The organism is Burkholderia sp. R-40 (assembly GCF_049942845.1).
In the GTDB taxonomy this organism is placed as follows: domain Bacteria; phylum Pseudomonadota; class Gammaproteobacteria; order Burkholderiales; family Burkholderiaceae; genus Burkholderia; species Burkholderia ambifaria.
On record NZ_CP187969.1, the window covers coordinates 1,114,754 to 1,133,621 of the forward strand.

General features: G+C 64.8%; 18 protein-coding genes and 1 pseudogene. 12 read left to right on the plus strand and 7 right to left on the minus strand.

The annotated features are described in order from the left end of the window. Positions 1 to 118: 118 nt before the first annotated feature. On the minus strand, positions 119 to 922 hold the full coding sequence (locus ACP26O_RS33485) for a Crp/Fnr family transcriptional regulator (RefSeq protein ID WP_175666227.1): 804 nt from the start codon (positions 920 to 922) through the stop codon (positions 119 to 121). Positions 923 to 1,716: 794 nt separating this feature from the next. On the opposite strand from ACP26O_RS33485, the gene ACP26O_RS33490 reads away from it, so the two are divergent. Then, a complete protein-coding gene (locus ACP26O_RS33490) occupies positions 1,717 to 1,905 on the plus strand; it encodes a hypothetical protein (protein WP_175662073.1) in 189 nt (62 codons plus the stop codon). Between the two features lie 118 nt (positions 1,906 to 2,023). Here the strand turns inward: ACP26O_RS33490 and ACP26O_RS33495 are convergent, their stop codons facing one another. Then, positions 2,024 to 3,394 carry an MFS transporter gene (locus ACP26O_RS33495; RefSeq protein WP_126224773.1) on the minus strand — a complete coding sequence of 457 codons (1,371 nt, stop codon included), beginning with the start codon at positions 3,392 to 3,394 and terminating at the stop codon, positions 2,024 to 2,026. Between the two features lie 604 nt (positions 3,395 to 3,998). Here ACP26O_RS33495 and ACP26O_RS33500 point away from each other — a divergent pair. The 6 genes and pseudogenes from ACP26O_RS33500 to ACP26O_RS33525 all read left to right on the plus strand — a co-directional run. Beyond that, positions 3,999 to 4,802 carry a transporter substrate-binding domain-containing protein gene (locus ACP26O_RS33500; RefSeq protein WP_175666226.1) on the plus strand — a complete coding sequence of 268 codons (804 nt, stop codon included), beginning with the start codon at positions 3,999 to 4,001 and terminating at the stop codon, positions 4,800 to 4,802. A 4-nt stretch (positions 4,803 to 4,806) separates the two neighbouring features. Beyond that, positions 4,807 to 5,541, plus strand: a complete 735-nt coding sequence (locus tag ACP26O_RS33505; RefSeq protein WP_175666225.1) for an ABC transporter permease — start codon at positions 4,807 to 4,809, stop codon at positions 5,539 to 5,541. Further along, positions 5,538 to 6,305, plus strand: a complete 768-nt coding sequence (locus ACP26O_RS33510) for an ABC transporter permease (protein WP_175666224.1) — start codon at positions 5,538 to 5,540, stop codon at positions 6,303 to 6,305. The genes ACP26O_RS33505 and ACP26O_RS33510 overlap by 4 nt, the downstream gene beginning before the upstream one ends. A 26-nt stretch (positions 6,306 to 6,331) precedes the next feature. Further along, positions 6,332 to 7,714 carry an LLM class flavin-dependent oxidoreductase gene (locus ACP26O_RS33515; protein ID WP_175666223.1) on the plus strand — a complete coding sequence of 461 codons (1,383 nt, stop codon included), beginning with the start codon at positions 6,332 to 6,334 and terminating at the stop codon, positions 7,712 to 7,714. 511 nt (positions 7,715 to 8,225) lie between these two features. After that, a complete protein-coding gene (locus tag ACP26O_RS33520) occupies positions 8,226 to 9,443 on the plus strand; it encodes an acyl-CoA dehydrogenase family protein (RefSeq protein ID WP_175666222.1) in 1,218 nt (405 codons plus the stop codon). 39 nt (positions 9,444 to 9,482) lie between these two features. After that, positions 9,483 to 9,737 (plus strand): annotated as a pseudogene (locus tag ACP26O_RS33525) (LLM class flavin-dependent oxidoreductase); the annotation flags it as partial. 135 nt (positions 9,738 to 9,872) lie between these two features. Here ACP26O_RS33525 and ACP26O_RS33530 read toward each other — a convergent pair. From ACP26O_RS33530 to ACP26O_RS33545, 4 genes are all read right to left on the minus strand, one after another. Further along, a complete protein-coding gene (locus ACP26O_RS33530; protein ID WP_175666221.1) occupies positions 9,873 to 11,084 on the minus strand; it encodes an LLM class flavin-dependent oxidoreductase in 1,212 nt (403 codons plus the stop codon). A 97-nt stretch (positions 11,085 to 11,181) separates the two neighbouring features. After that, a complete protein-coding gene (locus tag ACP26O_RS33535; RefSeq protein WP_175666220.1) occupies positions 11,182 to 11,730 on the minus strand; it encodes a c-type cytochrome in 549 nt (182 codons plus the stop codon). Next, on the minus strand, positions 11,723 to 12,994 hold the full coding sequence (gene soxC / locus ACP26O_RS33540; RefSeq protein ID WP_425101224.1) for a sulfite dehydrogenase: 1,272 nt from the start codon (positions 12,992 to 12,994) through the stop codon (positions 11,723 to 11,725). Before soxC ends, ACP26O_RS33535 begins: the two co-directional genes overlap by 8 nt. A gap of 120 nt (positions 12,995 to 13,114) precedes the next feature. Then, a complete protein-coding gene (locus ACP26O_RS33545; RefSeq protein ID WP_175666219.1) occupies positions 13,115 to 14,299 on the minus strand; it encodes a porin in 1,185 nt (394 codons plus the stop codon). A gap of 59 nt (positions 14,300 to 14,358) precedes the next feature. On the opposite strand from ACP26O_RS33545, the gene ACP26O_RS33550 reads away from it, so the two are divergent. The 5 genes from ACP26O_RS33550 (at position 14,359) to ACP26O_RS33570 (ending at position 17,269) form a co-directional block, all read left to right on the plus strand. Then, positions 14,359 to 14,688, plus strand: coding sequence for a hypothetical protein (locus ACP26O_RS33550; protein ID WP_175666218.1), 330 nt, complete (start codon positions 14,359 to 14,361; stop codon positions 14,686 to 14,688). Positions 14,689 to 14,790: 102 nt separating this feature from the next. After that, complete coding sequence (locus ACP26O_RS33555) at positions 14,791 to 15,135, plus strand: DUF3088 domain-containing protein (protein ID WP_175666217.1); 345 nt, start codon at positions 14,791 to 14,793, stop codon at positions 15,133 to 15,135. A gap of 67 nt (positions 15,136 to 15,202) precedes the next feature. Continuing rightward, a complete protein-coding gene (locus ACP26O_RS33560) occupies positions 15,203 to 16,201 on the plus strand; it encodes an ABC transporter substrate-binding protein (protein ID WP_175666216.1) in 999 nt (332 codons plus the stop codon). A gap of 127 nt (positions 16,202 to 16,328) precedes the next feature. After that, positions 16,329 to 16,577, plus strand: coding sequence for a DUF2933 domain-containing protein (locus tag ACP26O_RS33565; RefSeq protein WP_175666215.1), 249 nt, complete (start codon positions 16,329 to 16,331; stop codon positions 16,575 to 16,577). 23 nt (positions 16,578 to 16,600) lie between these two features. Beyond that, on the plus strand, positions 16,601 to 17,269 hold the full coding sequence (locus ACP26O_RS33570) for a methyltransferase family protein (RefSeq protein ID WP_175666214.1): 669 nt from the start codon (positions 16,601 to 16,603) through the stop codon (positions 17,267 to 17,269). A gap of 590 nt (positions 17,270 to 17,859) precedes the next feature. Here ACP26O_RS33570 and ACP26O_RS33575 read toward each other — a convergent pair. Next, positions 17,860 to 18,789 (minus strand): LysR family transcriptional regulator, encoded by a 930-nt coding sequence (locus ACP26O_RS33575; protein WP_175666213.1) that lies wholly within the window; start codon positions 18,787 to 18,789, stop codon positions 17,860 to 17,862. Positions 18,790 to 18,868 lie beyond the last annotated feature (79 nt).

The window sequence follows — 18,868 nt, forward strand, 5'->3', positions numbered from 1 at the left end:
CTTTGTCCTGGTGCCACGCCTGCCGCGCCTGCCGGGGCGTCGGTTCGTCTCGGCACGGCAACGCCGCGCCGACGCGCGTTCGCGGCGCGGCGCACTGCTGCCGCATTTCGCATGCGGGTTAGACAGAGGGGCTGGGCAACGGGGTGAGGTTGCAAACCGCTTCGCCCTCCGGCCGCCCGACCGTACCAGCATCGGGCAGGGCCGCGCGGTGGCGATGCGGCAACAAGCGGTCGAACTCTCGCTTGACGAGTCCATAGCATTCGCAGGCGTTCGCTTCGAGACCGTTGCGATCCAGCACCCGGATATGGCCGCGGCGATGGAGGATGAGGCCTTCGCGATGCAGCTTTCCGGCCGCTTCGGTGACGCCCTCGCGCCGCACGCCCAGCATTTCCGAGATCAGTTGCTGGGTGACCGCCAGTTCGTACGAGTCGACCCGGTCGACCTCGATCAGCAGCCACCGGCAAAGTTGCTTGTTCAATGAATGGTGCCGGTTGCACGCGGCCATCTGCGCGATCTGGGTGAGCAGCGCGTGCATATAGAGCAGCATCAGGCGCTGCATGCGTTCCGATCGCGCGAAATGGAGCCGGAGCGCCTGCGCGCTCATTCGGTACGCGAAGCCGGCGTACTGCACCTGGACGCGGTTCGGCATCGCTTCGCCGCCGGTCAGGACGGGCACGCCGGTCATGCCTTCGCGGCCGACTGCGGCAACCTCGACGGAGCCGCCGTTTTCCATCATGTAGAGGATGGAGATGACTGCCGTGGTCGGGAAGTAGACGTGATGGATCCGCTGCCCCGAGTCATATAGCAACTGTTCCGCGCGCAAACGAACGAGTTCGAGGTGAGGGGCGAGCGCTTGCCATTCATCGTATGGCAGTGCGCTGAGGAGGTGGTTGCCGTGAAGATCCGATTGCAGCGCCAACATGTCAAGTTCTCCATCCGAAGCCGCATGTGACGCAGCTTGTTGCATCCGCATCCGGTTTGCACGGCTAGCCCTGATCTGCCGGATGAACGGCGAGCAGGGCAGTACCGTGTCGATTCAACGCTATGCGACCCCGGATGCAGATGCTGAATTTATCGAGCAAGTGGCTAGGTTTAAAGCTAGAAACATGCCAATCGAACGGAAAGCAAGCGCCGATATGGTGCAACGAGTTGGCCGTGCGAGCGCTTGCGGAAATACGTACGCCGACGATTGCGTTGTGTTTCAATTTCGAACGCCATTTTCCGGCGAGCGGCGCGGCGATCTTCCCAATGATTCAACGGAGGTGGTTGATTCGATTGGGTTTCCATGGCGAAGACCCGCGCACGTCCGCTGCGCACCGCACGTCAGGCGGCTGCATCTGCAGCAAATCGGCATCCGGCCGGGATCGAATTGTTTCAGAAGTGTTCACGGTGGTTTCCCTATGGCGGACCGCAGGATTCGATGTGCGGTAGGCGAGCGCCGGGTGCCTGTGTGTGTACCACGGTCTGTCCCGACACGGGATCGATCTCCCCGGCACACTGGCCGAGATCGGATGTTCCGCGGCCATTTGGGTAAACGTGCATCACCTTCTGCGGAAGGAAATCGCGGTCAATCGTGCCAGGCGTTATCGTGGTTGCGTCCGCAAGTGTCGGCTGCGAACGCAAGCGTGACCGCGTCATCGCAGCGACATTTTTCTCGCGTAAATCTATCGCACTTCGTCAGTCGGCGGGGTACCGTCTTCTCAAGGAATACCGACCATGGCGGCAAAACGCCTTCGCATCAACATGATTACCCGTCGCCAGTCGACGTTCGATGGCCGGCATCTCGACACCGAGTCGGCACGCCGTTTCGACGCGCACGCGCAGGACGCGACTCCTGCTCATCTGAAAGGTACGCAGGGCGCCGTGGCTGAATGGCAGCCGCGCGTGAAAGTCAGCGAGAGATAACCCGGTCGTCTCGCGGCGCGGGCCCCGCAGGTCGGCTCACCAAAGGAGCTGCGATGCGCCCGCGGCGCCATGGGATTGCGGCTGCCGCCGTCATCGCCTGCCTGATCTGGCGAATTCGTCAAGTCACCGGCGGCGCGTGCTCATGATCCCCCAAACCCCGAGCGTCGTCGTATTCCCGCGAAATATCCTTGTTCGTGTAGTCCCCGAGCTTCGATGCGGCAACCACGCTCAGCACCGCACACACCAGCACGTACGCCGCGATCGCATACCCCGAGTGGTAGTAGGCAAACAGCGCCGTTGCGATAAGCGGTGCCGGGCCGCCGGCAATGACCGAAGCGAGCTGATAACCCATCGACGCGCCGCTATACCGCAAGCGCCCTGTGAATGACTCGGCAATCAATGCAGCCTGCGGTCCATACATCATCGAATGCGGGACCAGCGACAACACGATGGCCGCGAATATCCATACCGGATTCCGGCTATCGACCATGGCGAAGTAGACGAATCCGAACACGCCGGCGGCAGCCGCACCGATCATGTACATCCTTCGCCGCCCGATCAGATCCGACACGTGCCCGAACAGCGGAATGGTGAAGAACTCGACCACGGATGCGACCAGCACCGCCGCCAGCAGCAGTTCGCGCGTGACGCCCAGCGCCGTGATCCCGTACGTGAACACAAACGCCGTATAGATGTAGAACGGCGCCTGTTCGGCCATCCGCGCAAACGCCGACAGCACGATATCCCTCGGCTGCTTGCGCAGCACTTCGAGCATCGGCGTCTTCTCGATCCGGCGCTCAGCCAGCAGCTTCGCGAAGATCGGCGTCTCGAGAATATTCAGCCGGATATAGAGCCCGATCGCGACCAGCACGATGCTGAGGAAAAACGGCACGCGCCAGCCCCACGCGAGGAAAGCGTTGCCGGAAAACCAGCTCATGGCCAGCACGGCAAGGTTGGCGAGGAACAATCCCGCAGGCACGCCGAACTGCGGCCACGACGCGACGAAACCGCGATGCGTATTGGTGCGCGCCCACTCCATCGACATCAGGACCGAGCCGCCCCATTCGCCGCCCACGCCGACGCCCTGGATGAAGCGCAGTACCGTGAGGATAACGGCGCCCCAGATGCCGATCGCGGCATAGGTCGGAACAAAGGCCACAGCGAACGTGGCGAGCCCCATCAGCAACAGGGTCACGATCAGTGTGGCCTTGCGTCCGATGCGATCGCCGTAATGGCCGAAGATCGCCGCGCCGACCGGCCGTGCGACAAAGCCGACGGCATAGATCAGGAACGCCTGCAGCGTGCCGACGAGTGGGTGGGATTGCGGGAAATAGAGCTTTGCGAAGACCAGGCCGGTGACCGTGCTGTAGAGGAAGAAGTCATACCATTCGATCGTGGTGCCTATCGTGCTGGCGATGACGGCGCGATGCAACTGGCGCCGGGCTTCCTCGTCGGAGAGGGGCGTGGCCGCGGATTGCATGGCAGCCATTTTGATATCTCCCGGAAAAGGGCGATAGAGAAATAAACCTTACGCCCAGCGACAGGTTCCTGCAAGCAGCAAGCTGCGAATTTTTCCACGGCGTCCGGGTGTGTTTATTCAGCCATCCTTATATATCACAATACGATATATGATTGCCATTCGCCACTGGTCCGATGGAGTTGGCCTGATGTTCGAAGTGAACGCACGAACCGATTTGCGAATCCACGGTATTTCATATCCGGCCGGAGCGTTGCGATCTCGTTGTGCGAAGCGGTGTGGAAGCGAAGTTCGTTGGCTGAGGCATCGCCTAACTCGACGTTCGCCGAAATCAAGAGACGGTGGAATTCAAGGCCGATGGTTCGAGGAGTCTTTGCCGCAGACAATCATTCGGTCGACTGGTCTTGCACATGAATCGTCGCCGTCGAGCTGCAGCGATTTCGACGGCAAGGCGCATGGCCGGAGGCATCCGGCACGTATGGCAGTGGCATATCTCACGATCAGATATCTATCGAAAAAATAACCATTTGGTACACGCATCGGCAGGCACTAAAGTCACGCATCCCGATGCCGGTGCGACACCGGTGATTTCGATGTTATCTCGGAAGCCTGCCAAATGAATCGTTTGATGTATTCAACGGTCCGCCGTGCTGCGGCCGCACTGTTCGTCCTCGGTCTTGTGCCGGCAGTCCATGCGACCCAGCCGGTACTGCGCGTCGGGATCGACGCCGAGTCGTACCCGCCGTTCTTCTCCAAGGATGCAACCGGCAAGTGGAAAGGCTGGGAAGTCGACCTGCTCGAGGCCGCATGCGGCAAGCTCAATGTGCGCTGCGAAGTCACCGACATCGCGTGGGACGGGCTGATTCCGGCGCTGCAAAACCGCAAGATCGACGTGATCTGGTCGTCGATGACGATCACCGGCGAACGGCAGAAGGCGATCGACTTCAGTCGCGCCTATTACGAATCGCCGACGGTATTCGTCGGCGCGAAAAGCGATCGACGTCGTATCGATTGCGCGGTGCCCGCAACCTTCAAGGATCGCGTGATCGGCGTGGAAGCCGGCACGAATTTCTCGGCATTCCTCGATGCACGCTTCAAGCGTGACGCGCAAATCAAGGCGTTCGATAAATTCGACAACGCGCTCGCGGACCTGGTCTCCGGACGGGTCGACTACGTGCAGGAAGCGAAGGGCTTGTTCACGGCGTTTTTGTCGTCGCGCGACGGAAAGGATTTCGAGGTCAAGGCCGCCTGCGCGGACAACCCGGTGCTGGGTCTCGGCATCGGCGCGGGCGTGCGGCAAGGCGATGCACTGCGCGGCCGGTTGTCGACCGTGATCGCGCAACTTCAGCAGGACGGCACGTGGGACGCGATCACCGCGCGCTATCCGAACCTGAAGGGCACGATCGAGAAGGGCCGGTGAGCGGATGGCCGCGGATGATTCGCTGCTGGCATTGCTCGCGTTCGGTGACGGCGGTTACGGCCGCATCTTTGCGAGCGCGTTCGCGCTGACGCTTGGCGTCGCCGCGGCGTCGTTTGGCGCCGGGACGCTGCTCGGCATCGCCGGCGCGCTCGGCAAGCTGTCACGGCACGCGTCGCTCGCGTGGCTCGCACGGATTTACACGACACTCGTGCGCGCGCTGCCCGAACTGTTGTGCCTGCTGCTCGCGTTCTACGCGGTCGCGCCAGCGCTCGAGGCCGTTCTGCACCGCATCGGTGTCGTGCCCGACGGTTTCGCATTCGATCCGTTCATCGTGGCCGCGTTGTCGCTCGGTTTCATCCAGGGTGCTTATCTGACCGATATATTCCGCACGGCGCTCGTCAACGTGCCGGTCGGGCAGATCGAGGCCGCGCACGCATACGGAATGAGCCCGTGGCAAACCTTGACTCGCGTCCGGCTTCCGATTGCGGCGCGGCTCGCGCTGTCCGGCGTCGGCAACGTGTGGCTGAACGCGACCAAGGACGCGTCGTTCATCAGCGTGCTGGGCTCGTTCACGGATCTGCTGAAGGCGAGCCAGCTCGCCGCCGGTGCGACGCGGCATTACGTTTTCTTTTACCTGGTCACGGCGGCGCTGTTCCTGGTGATGAGCATCACGTCGACGGGGCTTTTCGCTCTGCTCGAGCGGTACGCTAATCGTGGCACGAGGCGCGCCACCGCATGAATTTTTCTCTGACGTTCCTGCTCGACACGGTGATGCCGAAGCTGCTCGCCGCGGTGCCGACGACCCTGGCGTTGCTGCTGTTGTCCGGTATCGCCAGCGTGGCGATCGGCATTCCGCTCGCGCTTGCGGCGGGTTCGCGTCACGCACCCTACCGCTGGCCCGCGCGCGGCTGGATCATGCTGATTCGCGGCACGCCGTTGCTGGTGCAACTCTACCTGCTGTATTACGGCTTCGGCCAGATCGTCCCGCGCGAATGGATGCGCGACAGCTTGGCGTCGCCGCTGTTGCGGGACGCGTACTGGTACGCCGTCGTCGCGTTGAGCGTGAACGAGGGCGCCTATGTCGCGACGATCCTGCGCGGCGCGATTGCCGGCGTGCCGGTCGGCGAGATCGAGGCCGGCTATGCATACGGAATGACGCGGGCGGGTGTACTGCGCCGGATCGTCGGTCCGCGTGCGTTGCGACTCGCGCTGCCCGCGCTTACCGGCGAAGCGATCCTGCTGCTGAAATCGACCGTGCTCGCGTCGACCGTCACGGTGTTCGACGTGATGGGGACGGCCAATACGCTTCGCTTCGAAACATTGCGAGTGTACGAACCGCTGGCCGGCGCGGCGATCGTCTATGTCGTGCTGGTCGCGCTGCTGACGATTCCCGCCGCCCATCTCGAGAAACACCTCAACCGCTACCTGACGCGCGTGCCCGACGATCGCATGCCCGCACGGCGCCGCGGCACATCGTCCGGCGCGTGGGCGGCACCCAACTGATTCCTCCTTTTGCACTGAACACGACGATGTCCGATCCTCGCCCCTTGCTGTTTTCCCTTTATGAACAAGCCAGCGTCGGCTGCGGCGGCGCGCCGAGCCTCTGGACCCATCCCGCCGATGAGCGACTGCGCGCGAATACGCTTGCGTACTGGTCGGATCTCGCGCGCAAGGCCGAGCAGGCCGATCTCGACATGCTGTTCTTCGCGGACGTGCTCGGTCTGTATGACGTATATGGCGGGTCGGCCGATGCGGCACTGCGATGGGCGGTGGAGTTGCCCGCGAACGATCCGATGATGCTGATCCCCGCGCTTGTCGCCCAGACCGAGCGGCTCGCATTCGGCGTGACCGCGAGCACGACGTATGAGCATCCATTCGCCCTCGCGCGGCGCTTCAGCACGCTCGACCACCTGAGCAACGGCCGGATCGGCTGGAACATCGTGACATCCTACCTGACAAGCGCAGCGCGCAATTTCGGGCTCGACCGGATGATCAGCCACGACGAACGCTACGCGCGTGCGGAGGAGTTCCTCGACGTAGTGTACAAGCTGTGGGAAGGGAGCTGGGCGGACGATGCAGTCGTCGCCGACAAGCTTGAGCCGCGCTACGCGCGCGGCGATCGTGTGCGGCCGATCGAACACGTGGGCACCCATTATCGCGTGCACGGCCCGCACGTCTGTGCGCCGTCGCCGCAGCGTTCACCAGTGCTGATCCAGGCTGGCTGGTCCGGGCGAGGGCGCGAATTCGCGGCAAAGCACGCCGAAGTGGTGTTCGTCGCGAAGTCGAATCCACACGAGATCCGCACCGGCCTCGATGAAATCCGGCGGCTGGCGATCGAGAACGGCCGGGCAGCGGAAGATGTGAAGGCGCTCACGGTGCTGCGCCTCGTGACTGCGCGTTCGTCGGCCGACGCGAAGGAGAAGTACCACGCGCTGCAGCAGCACTATCACCTGCAGGCGCAGCTCGTCAGCTATGCGGGCGACACCGGTATCGACATCGATCGTTATGCAGACGACGAGCCGCTGACGACGCAAACGGAAGGGCTGACATCTTATGTGGTGCGGCCGGACGGCAGCGGCAAGCCGCTGACCGCGGGCGACGTGCGGCGCAAGTTCGCGAGCGTCACGCGCGGCACCGACCTGATCCTCGTCGGCGCGCCGGACGAAGTTGCGGACCAGCTCGCCGAGCATGCGCGGCAGTCGACGACGAGCGGCTACATGCTCAATCCGCTGGTCAGCCCGGGCACGCTGGACGACTTCGCGGAACTGATCGTGCCGGAATTGAAGAAGCGCGGCCTGTACCGGACGGCGGCGCCTACCGGCACCTTCCGTTCGCGGCTGAGCGGACGCGATCGCCTTCCGGACAGCGCGTATGGAGCGTCTTTCAGGCAATCCGGATCTGACGGACTCTGACGAGCGGGTCGATACGGCACAGTCGTTCCGAGCGCGCTCGGTAGCACCACGCGCTTCGACGCGACAGTCGCGCCGCCTTCGAAGCGGTCGAAGTCGTCCTGATAATGGGCGCGAACGGCGCGGGCAAGTGCACGTTCATCGAGGTCCGGAGCGGCATTCAAGAACTGGATGGCGGCACGCTGGTGCGGTGGCTCGGATCGACCGGATTCTCAGTGCCTCGGGCGTGGCGATGGTTTGTCAGCCTGAGCAAGTGATCGGGCTGCTGGTCGAGTACCTCGTATTCGACACGCTCGAGCGCGTGACGGTGCGCCGCTGGGACATCCGGCGCTGACACGCGCCGATCCGGGCGTGCACGCGTGCGCATTCCCGGCGCACGCATAACCAAAGCTGAAATCGGTTTTTCACGCGCGGCGGATGCGTCCCTATACTTTTCGGTGCCGCCTGCGGGCTGCGTCGACGGCTCACGCAATCGTGCGTGTGGACGTCGTTTTCCTGGAAGAGGGACTGCCGAATGAATGCCCGTCATGGCGCCGAAGCGCGCGACGCGCTGCGTACCGCGCTCGCTGCACTGCCTGAACTCGCAGCCGAGATCGGGCGCGACGCCGCGCAACGCGAGGCGCGCCGCGAACTGCCGTTCGAAGGCTTTGCGCTGTTTCGCCGCTCGTCGCTCGGCGTGCTGCGGATTCCGGTCGAACGCGGCGGCATCGGGGGCACGCTGGTCGATCTGTTCGACACGATCGCGACGCTCGCCGCCGCCGATTCGAACCTCGCGCACGCGCTGCGCATCCACTACGACCTGACCGAGACGCTGCGGCTGTCGCCGCGCACGCCGTTCAACGACGTGCAACTCGAGCGCGCGCTGGCCGGCGCGATCTTCGGCGGCGCATCGACCGAGCGCGGCACGTCGCGGCCGGGCGAGAACACGACCGTGCTGCGCCGCGATGGCGACCATCATCGCGTGACCGGCCACAAATACTATTCGACGGGCACCGCGTTTGCCGATTTCGCGCGCATCAACGTCGAGAACGAGCAGGGCGACGCGCTCGCCGTGATCATCCCGGTCGCGCGCGACGGCGTGCGGGTGCTCGACGACTGGGACGGCATGGGCCAGCGCATGACCGCGAGCGGCAGCCTGCTGCTGCACGACGTGCAGGTGTTCGCGGACGAAGTCGCGGCGCGCGACGGCTCGACGCTCGTCGGCCGCCACTGCGGCGCGCTGCGGCAGCTGCATCTCGTCGCGACGGCCGCGGGCATCGTGCGCAACGTGGTGGCCGATGCGCGCCACTACGTGCTGACGCACGGCCGGCCGGTGCTGCACAGCCCGGCGCCGAGCGCGCGCGACGATCACTTCATCCAGCAGATCGTCGGCGAACTGTCCGCGCACAGTCACGCGATCGATGCGCTCGTGCGCGACAACGCGGCGGCGCTCGACCGCTCGGCCGATGCGATCGAAGCCGGCGACGCGGATGCGCACGAACGCGTGCTCGACAGCGCGCTCGCGACCGCACGCACGCAGCTGATCGTCGGCAAGCTTGCGCTGTATGCGTCGGAGCGGCTGTTCGAAGTGGGCGGTGCATCGGCGACCGCGCGCGTGCACAACCTCGACCGCCACTGGCGCAACCTGCGCACGATCTTCAGCCACAACCCGCTGCTGCACAAGGCGCGCGTGATCGGCGACTACGACCTGAACGGCGTGACCACGCACCTGACCGAAGGACGCGTGTTCTGATTCCGCTGCATCCGCAGCCCATTTTCCGGAAACGTCACGATGACGACCCGCACCGGCCATCGCGTCGCCGCATGGCGTCATTCGGATTCGCAGGCGGACGACGGCATCGATTTTCGTCACGACATGCGGCTCGCGCAGGCGGCCGAAGCCGCGAAGTTCGATCTCGTGTTCCTCGCGGACGGCGTCGGCACGCGCGGCGACGACGTCGAGTTCCTGAGCCGCGCCACGCCAAGCTATGTCGCGCAGTTCGAGCCGCTGACGCTGCTGTCGGCGCTCGCGGCCGTCACCGAACGCAGGCTGTTTCGCAGCGACTACGCAGGCCGCACGCCGCGCGATCATCCCGCGTTGCGACGGGCCCGCGCGGTGCGCGTTCGCCGTCTCCTCGGCGCTGGCGACGTCTGCGGGTTCGACGGCCGCGTTCGCCTGAACTCAGCGCCGCAGGCCCGCGTCGCGCAGCAGCGGCAGCACGCGCGCGCCGAAGAAGTCGAGATCCGGCTTGAAGTCGTAGAAGCTCAGCTGGATGCCGTCGATGCCGGCCCGATGCAGCCGCACGATGTAATCGGCGACTTCGTCGGGCGAGCCGGTGATCGAGATGTTGCCGCCAATCGCGCGCGCGGCCGCCTGCGACCGCTGCTCGAAGCCGCCGCGCCACGCATGGGCGTCGCTGTCGAAGCGATGAAAGCTGCCTTCGTCCGCATGCGCGACGATCGCATCGCGGTACGCGCGCGCTTCGGCCGCCGTTTCGCGGCAGATCACGAGCGGATTGAGCAGTGTGCGGATCGTCCGGCCGCGCGCGGCTGCGGCCGCCTTCACGCGGGCCGTGTGCGCGGGTAGCGTGTCCAGCGCGAGCTCGACATCCGGGCCGGCGGGGCTCGTGACGAACACGATGTCCGAATAGCGGGCCGCGAAATCGATGCCCGCGTCGGAGCCCGTCGCGTTGATCAGCAGCGGGCGGCCGTATTGCGGCTTCGGCGTGACGAACGCGCCGGAGAGCCGCCAGCTCGACAGCGCGGGCGCGTAGCTGAAGTTGTCCGGTTGCGCCCACAACTGGCTGACCGCGTCGACGAATTCGGCGGCCATCTCGTAGCGCCGGTCGTGCTCGATCCGGTTCCAGCCGAACATCTCGTGTTCGATCGCGCGGTGGCCGGTCACGACGTTGATGCCCCACCGTCCGCGCGAGATGTGGTCGAGCGTCGCCGTGAACTTCGCGAAATGCAGCGGATGCCACGGACCGTACAGCACGTGGCTCGTCGCGACGAGGATGATCCGCTCGGTGCGCGCGGTGAGCGCGGCCAGCGTCATGAACGAGTCGAGCGCGTGGCCGTCGAACACGCCGCCGTAGCCGCCTTTCGGCAGCCACTGCGACAGCGCGAACACGAGATCGAAGCCCAGCGCTTCTGCGCACGCGACGAGATCGGCGTTGTAGTCGAACGTCCAGTCGGTCGAGCGCGGCAGCGTCGATGCGCTCCAGCCGCCGGCCTGGATCGGCAGGAACAGGCCGAGCATCAGCGGTTGCGCGAGCACGCGCGACGCGGGGCTGTCGGGAAAATCGGCCGGTGAACCGACGTCGACGAACGGCGTCGGCTTGAACGGGGCATCGGCCTGGGCGGCGGCGGAAGTGTCAGTCAAGATGGGCTCCATGCGACGCGCGCCGGCGTCGAGCGAAAGAATCGTGCGTGCCGTGCCCGCGGTCGACGCGCGTTGGTTTCGGGCATGCCGGCAAGCGCGTCGTGTCGCGTCACAGGCGTCCCGGCCGCGGGTCGGGCACGAAGCCGTCGCGGTTCGGCATCCGGATGCGCGGCAGCGTGCGGGCGTCGAGCGTCGCGTCGTCGGGCACGATGCCGTTCAGGTTCAGCACGTTCGCGGTGACCGCATAGAGTTCGTCCGCGCTCAGCGATTGCGGCGCGTTGTACGGCATCGCGCGGCGGATGTAATCGAACAGCGTCGTCGCATACGGCCAGTAGCTGCCGACCGTCTTTTTCGGGCTGACGCCGGCGAGCGAGCCGCTGCCGCCGACGAGCGGATCGCCGACGCCGCCCTGGCCGCCGGCGCCATGACACATCGCGCATTTGTCCGCGAACACGTGCGCGCCGCGCGCGACCGTTCCGGCGCCGCGCGGCAGGCCGCGGCCGTCGGGCGCGACGTCGATGTCCCACGCTGCGATCGCCGCGCGGTCGACCGGCTGACCGAGACCGAAGCCGGCGCCGAAGGCCGGCAACGCGATCGTGCCGATCGATCCCGACAAGACGGCGAGCGACACGAGCAGACGGACGGTCGGCCTACGCATTGCGCACCTCGCCGTCCGCACCGACGCGCCAGTTCTGGATGCCGTTGTAGTGGTATTGCGAATTGACGCCGCGCGCGGCGACGAGCGCGTCGCGGGTCGGCTGCACGTAGCCCGTTTCGTCGGTCGCACGGCTTTGCAGGTCGGCCGGCTCGCCGCTCCAGACCCAGTCGGCTTCGAAGCGCGTCAGCGCGCGATCGCGCACGTCGCCGGCGAGCCGCGCGGCGCGCCAGGTGCGGCCGCCGTCCGTCGACACCTCGACCGCGCGAATCCGGCCGCGTCCCGACCACGCATAACCGCTGATCGGGTAGTAGCCGCGCGACGCGAGCCGGTGGCCGGCCGACGGGCGCGTGATTACCGATTTCGCATCCATCTCGAACACGAACTGGCGGGCGCATCCGTTCGGCAGCAGGCTCGTGTATTTCGACGTTTCCTCGCGGGTCATCTCCGGCGCGCGTACCAGCTTCAGCCGACGCAGCCACTTGATGTTCGTGTTGCCTTCGAAGCCCGGCACGATGAGCCGCACCGGATAGCCGTTCTCGGGGCGCAGCCGCTCGCCGTTCTGCGCATAGACGACGAGCGCGCGCTCGAGAATGCGATCGAGCGGCAGGCTGCGCGTCATCGCTGCGCCGTCCGCGCCTTCCGCGAGCAGCCATTGCGCGGCCGGGTCGATGCCGGTTTCGTCGAGCAGCGTCGACAGCCGCACGCCGGTCCATTCGCAGCACGACAGCAGCCCGTGCGTGAACTGGACGGGCAACCCGCTCGGGCCGTTCCATTCGCTGCCGGTGTTGCCCGAGCATTCGAGGAAATGGATTCGCGACTCGGACGGAAAGCGCAGCAGGTCGTCGAGCGTGAAGACGCGCGGCTCGCGCACGAGCCCGTGGACGACCACGCGATGACGCTGCGCATCGATATCGGGCACGCCCGCGTGATGGCGTTCGTACACGAGGCCGTTCGGCGTGATGTCGCCGAACAGGTCGGCGAGCGGCGTCATCGAGGAGCCGGAGCCGGGCAGCGCCGGCGCGCGCGCGCTGCGGCGGATCACGTCGCGTTCGTGCCCGCCCGGCACGCCGTACGGCGGCGACAGCAACGGTGCGCCCGGCGTGCGCGTCCACGGCGGTACGTCGAGTGGCGCGAGCGTCTGGCTCGCCAGCGCGCCGCCTGTTGGCAGCAGCGCGGCGGCCCAGCTGCCGGCGAGCTGTCGCAGTGCCGCGCGACGGCCGGTGCGGCGTGGACGGGAAGAGGTATCGGTCATCAGCGAAGCCATGTCGCGCGCGGCGCGGCAGCATCCGGAAAAACGGACATTGTCGGCAACCGCGCGCGGCGCGACAAACAACGATTCCCGCTTTGCTTATCGCGCCGCGCTCGTGTCATGTTGCGCGCACGTTCAGAACTTCACGCGCAGCCCGCTGACGAGCGCGACCTGACGGTTCGTCGACGACGCGCTGCCGATGTTCGAGATCGCCGCGATCTTGCGATAGCCGCCCGACGACGCGGTGCTCGCATCACCTGCGGCGAGCTGGTAGATGCCGGACAGATAGATGTCGGTGCGCTTCGACAGCGCATAGTCGAACCCGAGCGTGAACTGGTGCCAGCGCGGCTTCAGCGTCTGGCCGCCGGTACCGGGCAAGCCGCTCGCGCGTCCGTCCGTGAACGTGTAGACGCCGATCAGCGTCGCCGCCGGCGTGATCTGGAAGCGCCCGTTCACGTCGTAGTTATTGAACTTGCGCGACGAGCCGTCGACATAGTCGAGCCGCGTATGGCTCCACGCGAAGCCGAGCGTCGCGCGGCCGAGCGCGTAGTTCGCGCCCGCGACACCGATCTGCTGTTTGCGCACGCCGCCGTTCAGCCCGTAGAAGAACGCGCCGCTGTAGTCGTTACCGGTCGTCGTGGTCGCGCCGCCCACCGCGCCGCTCGTGTTCGACGTCGCGTTCGGGTGATTCAGCCGCACGTAGCCCGCACCCGCCGAGAACGGGCCATTTACGTAGTTCGCCGACACGCCCCACGCGTTGTTGTTCGAGAAACCGGTGCCTGCGCCGCCGTTCGCCTGGTTGCTGAATGCATAGAGCACGTCGGCCGTGAAGCCGGCGATCGTCGCGCTGCGGAATTTCACCGCATTGTTGATGCGGAAGCTCTGGTTCAGGTTGTCGTTGTCGCCGATGTGGGTTGCCGGCGACCAGAAGCCGGACCCCGAGTACGGCGCGACGAGGTCGGTGATCGGCTCGTACTGGCGGCCGAACGTCAGCGTGCCGAGACCGGTCTTGTTCAGGCCGACGTACGCGGAGCGGCCGAACAGGCGGCCGCCCTGGCCGAGGCCGCCGTCGCTCGGCCGGAACCCGCTTTCGAGCGTGAACACCGCCTGCAGGCCGCCGCCGAGATCCTCGACGCCTTTCAGGCCCCAACGGCTGCCGCTCAGCTTGCCGCTCGTCTGCTGGATGTTGCTCGCGCCGCCCTGGTTGTTCGTATAGGAGAGGCCGGCGTCGACGACGCCGTACAGCGTGACGGAACTTTGCGCATGCGCACCGATGGAACCGATCGAAACCAAACCCAGGACTACCGACTTCTTGATCATGAATATCCTCTGTTTTTTTGGGGTACCTCTGCGAGGATCACGATGCTATTGAAATCGGCATGGTCGGCGAACACTCGATCCGTGGTTTGCAATTCGCTGCGCGACCGGATTGCAATGCGTGGCGATGCCCGCCCGGCGCACGCGCCGCGATCGCGTCCGACACGCATGCTGCGGCGGACGCATTGGCATCGATGGCAAACACCGTGCGACGACGATGCGCGGTCGTGGACATATCGTTCGATGAAATCGTTGGATATCGCAACGAAGACCGTTTGGATGACGATGCATTTATGCAACGCAGCTATGTGAGATGCACGGCCGATGCGGTAGGCACGCCCGCATATCGATTCCGCAAAACGTTGGTAGGGCCGCGCGATGCAACGCTGTAGAGTCGGGCATCCGGCCGCGAGCCGGCCAGCACCGGGTTAGGGGTTACGCACACGCTGCGTGCGCGTAACCCGGTGGAATCACGAGCATGGGAGCCGTGTGAAATGAGTCGGGATGTGCTGTTTCTGCTGGAACCGGGCTTTGCCGATCCGAAGTATCCGGGTCAACACTTCGTCTGTCCGCACGGGCTGGCGATCGAAGGGCTGCTCGCGAGCGCGCGCGATCGGGCTGGCCGCGTCGACGTGCGCCGGGTCGGTTTCGAACGGCCGCGGCGCGCGGTGATCGACGCGCTCGACGACGCGCATCAGGGCCTGCCGGTGCTCGTGCTCGATAGTGCGCAACCGGCACCGGACGATGCGCAAACGCTCGGCGCGGTGCGCTTCGTCACCGACCCGCGCCGGATCCTCGACCTGCTGGCCGAGCGCCACGGCTTTCCGGCGGTGCATTGACGCACGTCGGCCGGCGCGCGCGGGGGCTTCCCCTTTTCCATTTTCTTTCAATCGACAGGAGCATTCGATGGCGCCAACTTCGGCGGCACGCCGCCGCCTGCTGTTCGCCGGCGCCGCGCTCGCGGCGTCCCCCGTGGTCGCGCGGGTCGCGCTTGCCGCGCCGGTCGCCAACACCGATCTGGCCGGCACCACACTGCGTGTCGCGACCTACAAGGGCGGTTGGCGTGCGTTGCTGCAGGCGGCCGGCCTGAGCGACACGCCATACCGGATCGAGTGGCGCGAGCTCAACAACGGCGTGCTGCACATCGAGGCGTTGAACGCGGATGCGCTTGACATCGGCTCGGGCAGCGAGATCCCGGCGGTATTCGCCGCGCGCCAGAAGGCCAGCGTCAGATTCATCTCGCGTACGCGCGAAGACCTGAACAACCAGGTCACGCTCGCGCGCAGGGACACGCCGATCCGCAGCATCGCGGACCTGAAGAGCAAGCGCGTCGGATACGTGCGCGCGACGACGTCGCACTATTTCCTGTACCGGCAACTCGCGGAGGCCGGTCTCGGTTTCGACGACATCCACCCGATCAACCTGTCGCCGACCGACGGGCTGTCCGCCTACGATCGCGGCGATCTCGACGCGTGGGCCATCTACGGCTACAACGGCCAGCTCGCGCGCAACCGGTATGGCGCGCGTGTGCTGAGGACGGGCAAGGGCTATCTGTCGGGCAATTTCCCGGTCTATGCGAACCCGCGCACGCTCGACGATCCGCGCCGGCGCGCCGCGACCGGCGATCTGCTGCTGCGGTTCCAGCGCGCGTACGCGTGGGCGAACGGGCATTTCGATGCGTATGCGCGCGTGCAGAATGGCGAGACGCGCGTACCGGTCGCCGATCTCGCGGCGATGTTCGCGCAGCGCAGCGACGACTACGCGCTGCTGCCCGTCACGCCCGACGTGGTCGCGCAGCATCAACAGGTCGCGGACGTGTTCGCGCGGATCGGCGTGCTGGACGGTCCGGCGAATGTCGCGCCGTTCTGGGATACGTCGTTCAATCCGTTGGTGGCGTCGGCGTAAAGGCTCCCGCACGCGGGCAGCGACGTGGAACGCCTTTGACCTGCGTCAAGGCCCGCCTTGGCCACGAACGTACTGTGGGTCCAGCTAGGCGGCGCAAAGTGTGTCGCGCGATCGCAGCGGGGGTGGAATGGACCACAGTAACCACAACCACAAGACGTCACGAGCAAACATCGTGTTGATCGGGTTCATCGCGATCGGCGGGTTTTATCTGGTGACGGAACACCGCGCACACCTGCTGGGATGGTTGCCGTTCCTGATCATTCTCGCGTGTCCACTGATGCATCTCTTCATGCATCACGATCATGAGCACGGCAATTCGAGGAGCACGCCGGACAAGAACGAGCCGCGCGACCCGAACATCGATTCTCGCCATTGACGAGATCATCCCTGGAGCCTGTCATGCACGACGATACTCCCGCTTACGGTCTCTGGTCGCTGGTCGTGATCAACTCGGCCTTCTTCATCTTCTTTGCGTTTACGTTCTTCAAACCGAAGACGAAGCGCGACTGGCGCTCGCTCGGTGCGTTTTCCGGTTTCATCGTCGCGCTTTTCACCGAGATGTACGGCTTCCCATTGACCATCTATCTGCTTTCCGGCTGGTTGCAATCTCGCTATCCGCAAGTGGACTGGTTCTCGCATGACGCGGGCCATCTTCTGGAGGAAATGTTCGGTTGGCGTGCGAACCCGCATTTCGGCCCGTTTCATCTGCTGAGCTTTCTGTTCATCGGAGGCGGCTTCTGGCTCATTTCGGCCGGCTGGAAGGTTCTGTATCGCGCGCAACGCACGCGTACGGTCGCGACGATGGGCGCCTATGCCTATATGCGCCATCCGCAGTATGTCGGCTTCGCGCTGGTCATGTTCGGCTTTCTGCTGCAATGGCCGACATTGCTGACGCTCGTGATGTTTCCCGTGCTCGTCTACATGTATGCGCGACTGGCCCGCTCCGAAGAAAAGGATTCCCTGACCGAGTTCGGGGAGGCCTACCGCCAATACATGGCGGAGGTGCCGCCATTCATTCCGAAGCTCGGTCCTCATCATGGCGACGTGACGCACGGGCCGACCAAGTGATATTGATTGGAGCGGATCGGATCGAGCAAGGGGGCGTACATGAAGGCACTATTCCTGATGTTCTGCCTGGTCGCGGCCACCATTGCGCACGCACAAGACGATGCCGCGCAGCACCTGCCGCCGCGGTGACGCTTCTCATCTCGCTTGCTGTAAGTGTTCAGTATTAACGCTAGCCGTGTCCAGTAACGTTGCTAGCAGAAATTTGCGGAAAGGCCCCGGATTTAAGGGCTTTTTCTAAAGTTGCTTGCGGCTGAGTGGTCGTTGCATTCCTACAACAGAATCCGTGCCGATGTTCTCTAACGTTGCTAGCACGTTGGCTCGATCCGTCAGCTGACTACTGCAAGGTACATCACAGCCTGCTTGATACAGTTCCTCAGTCGATTCTCGCGCGAGCCGTCAATTTCGACGCTGCGCTCCGTGCGATATCGCGTTACCGATACCCGCCGCATACAGTCAGGAAAACACGGCGCTAGCAGTATTACTGGACGCTGCTAGCACTCTTGTGAACGCCGCTAGCAGTGATTGTGAACGCCTACACTTGGCGCCGACTCCGCAAATATCTGATTGTTCCGCGACAGCGACCCTTGACGTCAATCCTGCTCATTGATGTTCGGATAGTCCTCGAAGGTCTCCTTGATCAGATGGCGGAGCCAGACGTTGGCTGGATCGGTATTCAGCCGCGAATGCCAATGCTGTCGAAGGGCGAACGGCGGCAATTCGACGGGCGGAGGCAACATCCTGACGGTACCCAGCTTCGAGAAGACCTTGCCGAGTTCCAGCGGAACAGTCGCGATGAGGTCGGGTTGTGCATCAATCAGATGGGGCACGGCCAGGAAGTGCGGCGTGGTGAGAAAGATGTTCCGTCTGATGCCATAGGCGTCGAAGGCACTGTCGTACGCTGCGCTGGCCCGCCCCGTCAGAGAGACGACGATTTGCGGCATCGATTCGAATTGCGCACGCGTCAGTGTCTTGCCGATCTTCCGGTTTCGAACGCTCACCAGTGTCACGAACGAATGCACGAAGAGCTGCTGCTGATATAGCCCTTCCGGCGCAGCGTGAATCGAGCCAAGCACCAAATCCGCTTCACCGGAGGACAACATCCCTTCGATCTGTTCCAACGGCCCCTGTACCGAGCGCAGCGTACAACGCGGCGCCATCTTGCGCAGCCGGCGGATCAACGGCGGCAGAAAGACCAGCTCCCCCATGTCGGTCATGCAGAGCACGAAAGCACGCTGAGCAGTCAGCGGGTTGAAGCCAGCCTCGGCTACGACCCTCTCCCGAATCGATGCGATCAATTCCGAGATGGTGCCGCCCAATTGATCGCCCTTCGCCGTGGGCATCATGCCTTCCGCTGTCTTCACGAATAGCGGGTCTTCGAAGAATGTCCGAAGGCGGTTGAGCGCGTGACTCATCGCGCCCTGTGTCAGCCCGATATCCTGCGCCGCACGCGTCACACTCCGCTCGCGGAACAGGGCTTCGAACACGACCAGCAGATTCAAATCCAGGTCTCTGATATGCATGGTGTGCATTGTCTCCATTAATGGCATTAGCTTGACGCAAGCATCACGTCAATCCTATCTTGCAGTCAAGCGCCCGACG

Excerpts from the sequence above, each read along its gene's own strand:
- ACP26O_RS33485 (WP_175666227.1), bottom strand. The coding sequence starts at position 922 with ATGTTGGCGCTGCAATCGGATCTTCACGGCAACCACCTCCTCAGCGCA.
- ACP26O_RS33490 (WP_175662073.1), top strand. The coding sequence starts at position 1,717 with ATGGCGGCAAAACGCCTTCGCATCAACATGATTACCCGTCGCCAGTCG.
- ACP26O_RS33495 (WP_126224773.1), bottom strand. The coding sequence starts at position 3,394 with ATGGCTGCCATGCAATCCGCGGCCACGCCCCTCTCCGACGAGGAAGCC.
- ACP26O_RS33500 (WP_175666226.1), top strand. The coding sequence starts at position 3,999 with ATGAATCGTTTGATGTATTCAACGGTCCGCCGTGCTGCGGCCGCACTG.
- ACP26O_RS33505 (WP_175666225.1), top strand. The coding sequence starts at position 4,807 with ATGGCCGCGGATGATTCGCTGCTGGCATTGCTCGCGTTCGGTGACGGC.
- ACP26O_RS33510 (WP_175666224.1), top strand. The coding sequence starts at position 5,538 with ATGAATTTTTCTCTGACGTTCCTGCTCGACACGGTGATGCCGAAGCTG.
- ACP26O_RS33515 (WP_175666223.1), top strand. The coding sequence starts at position 6,332 with ATGTCCGATCCTCGCCCCTTGCTGTTTTCCCTTTATGAACAAGCCAGC.
- ACP26O_RS33520 (WP_175666222.1), top strand. The coding sequence starts at position 8,226 with ATGAATGCCCGTCATGGCGCCGAAGCGCGCGACGCGCTGCGTACCGCG.
- ACP26O_RS33530 (WP_175666221.1), bottom strand. The coding sequence starts at position 11,084 with ATGGAGCCCATCTTGACTGACACTTCCGCCGCCGCCCAGGCCGATGCC.
- ACP26O_RS33535 (WP_175666220.1), bottom strand. The coding sequence starts at position 11,730 with ATGCGTAGGCCGACCGTCCGTCTGCTCGTGTCGCTCGCCGTCTTGTCG.
- soxC (WP_425101224.1), bottom strand. The coding sequence starts at position 12,994 with ATGGCTTCGCTGATGACCGATACCTCTTCCCGTCCACGCCGCACCGGC.
- ACP26O_RS33545 (WP_175666219.1), bottom strand. The coding sequence starts at position 14,299 with ATGATCAAGAAGTCGGTAGTCCTGGGTTTGGTTTCGATCGGTTCCATC.
- ACP26O_RS33550 (WP_175666218.1), top strand. The coding sequence starts at position 14,359 with ATGGTCGGCGAACACTCGATCCGTGGTTTGCAATTCGCTGCGCGACCG.
- ACP26O_RS33555 (WP_175666217.1), top strand. The coding sequence starts at position 14,791 with ATGAGTCGGGATGTGCTGTTTCTGCTGGAACCGGGCTTTGCCGATCCG.
- ACP26O_RS33560 (WP_175666216.1), top strand. The coding sequence starts at position 15,203 with ATGGCGCCAACTTCGGCGGCACGCCGCCGCCTGCTGTTCGCCGGCGCC.
- ACP26O_RS33565 (WP_175666215.1), top strand. The coding sequence starts at position 16,329 with ATGGACCACAGTAACCACAACCACAAGACGTCACGAGCAAACATCGTG.
- ACP26O_RS33570 (WP_175666214.1), top strand. The coding sequence starts at position 16,601 with ATGCACGACGATACTCCCGCTTACGGTCTCTGGTCGCTGGTCGTGATC.
- ACP26O_RS33575 (WP_175666213.1), bottom strand. The coding sequence starts at position 18,789 with ATGCATATCAGAGACCTGGATTTGAATCTGCTGGTCGTGTTCGAAGCC.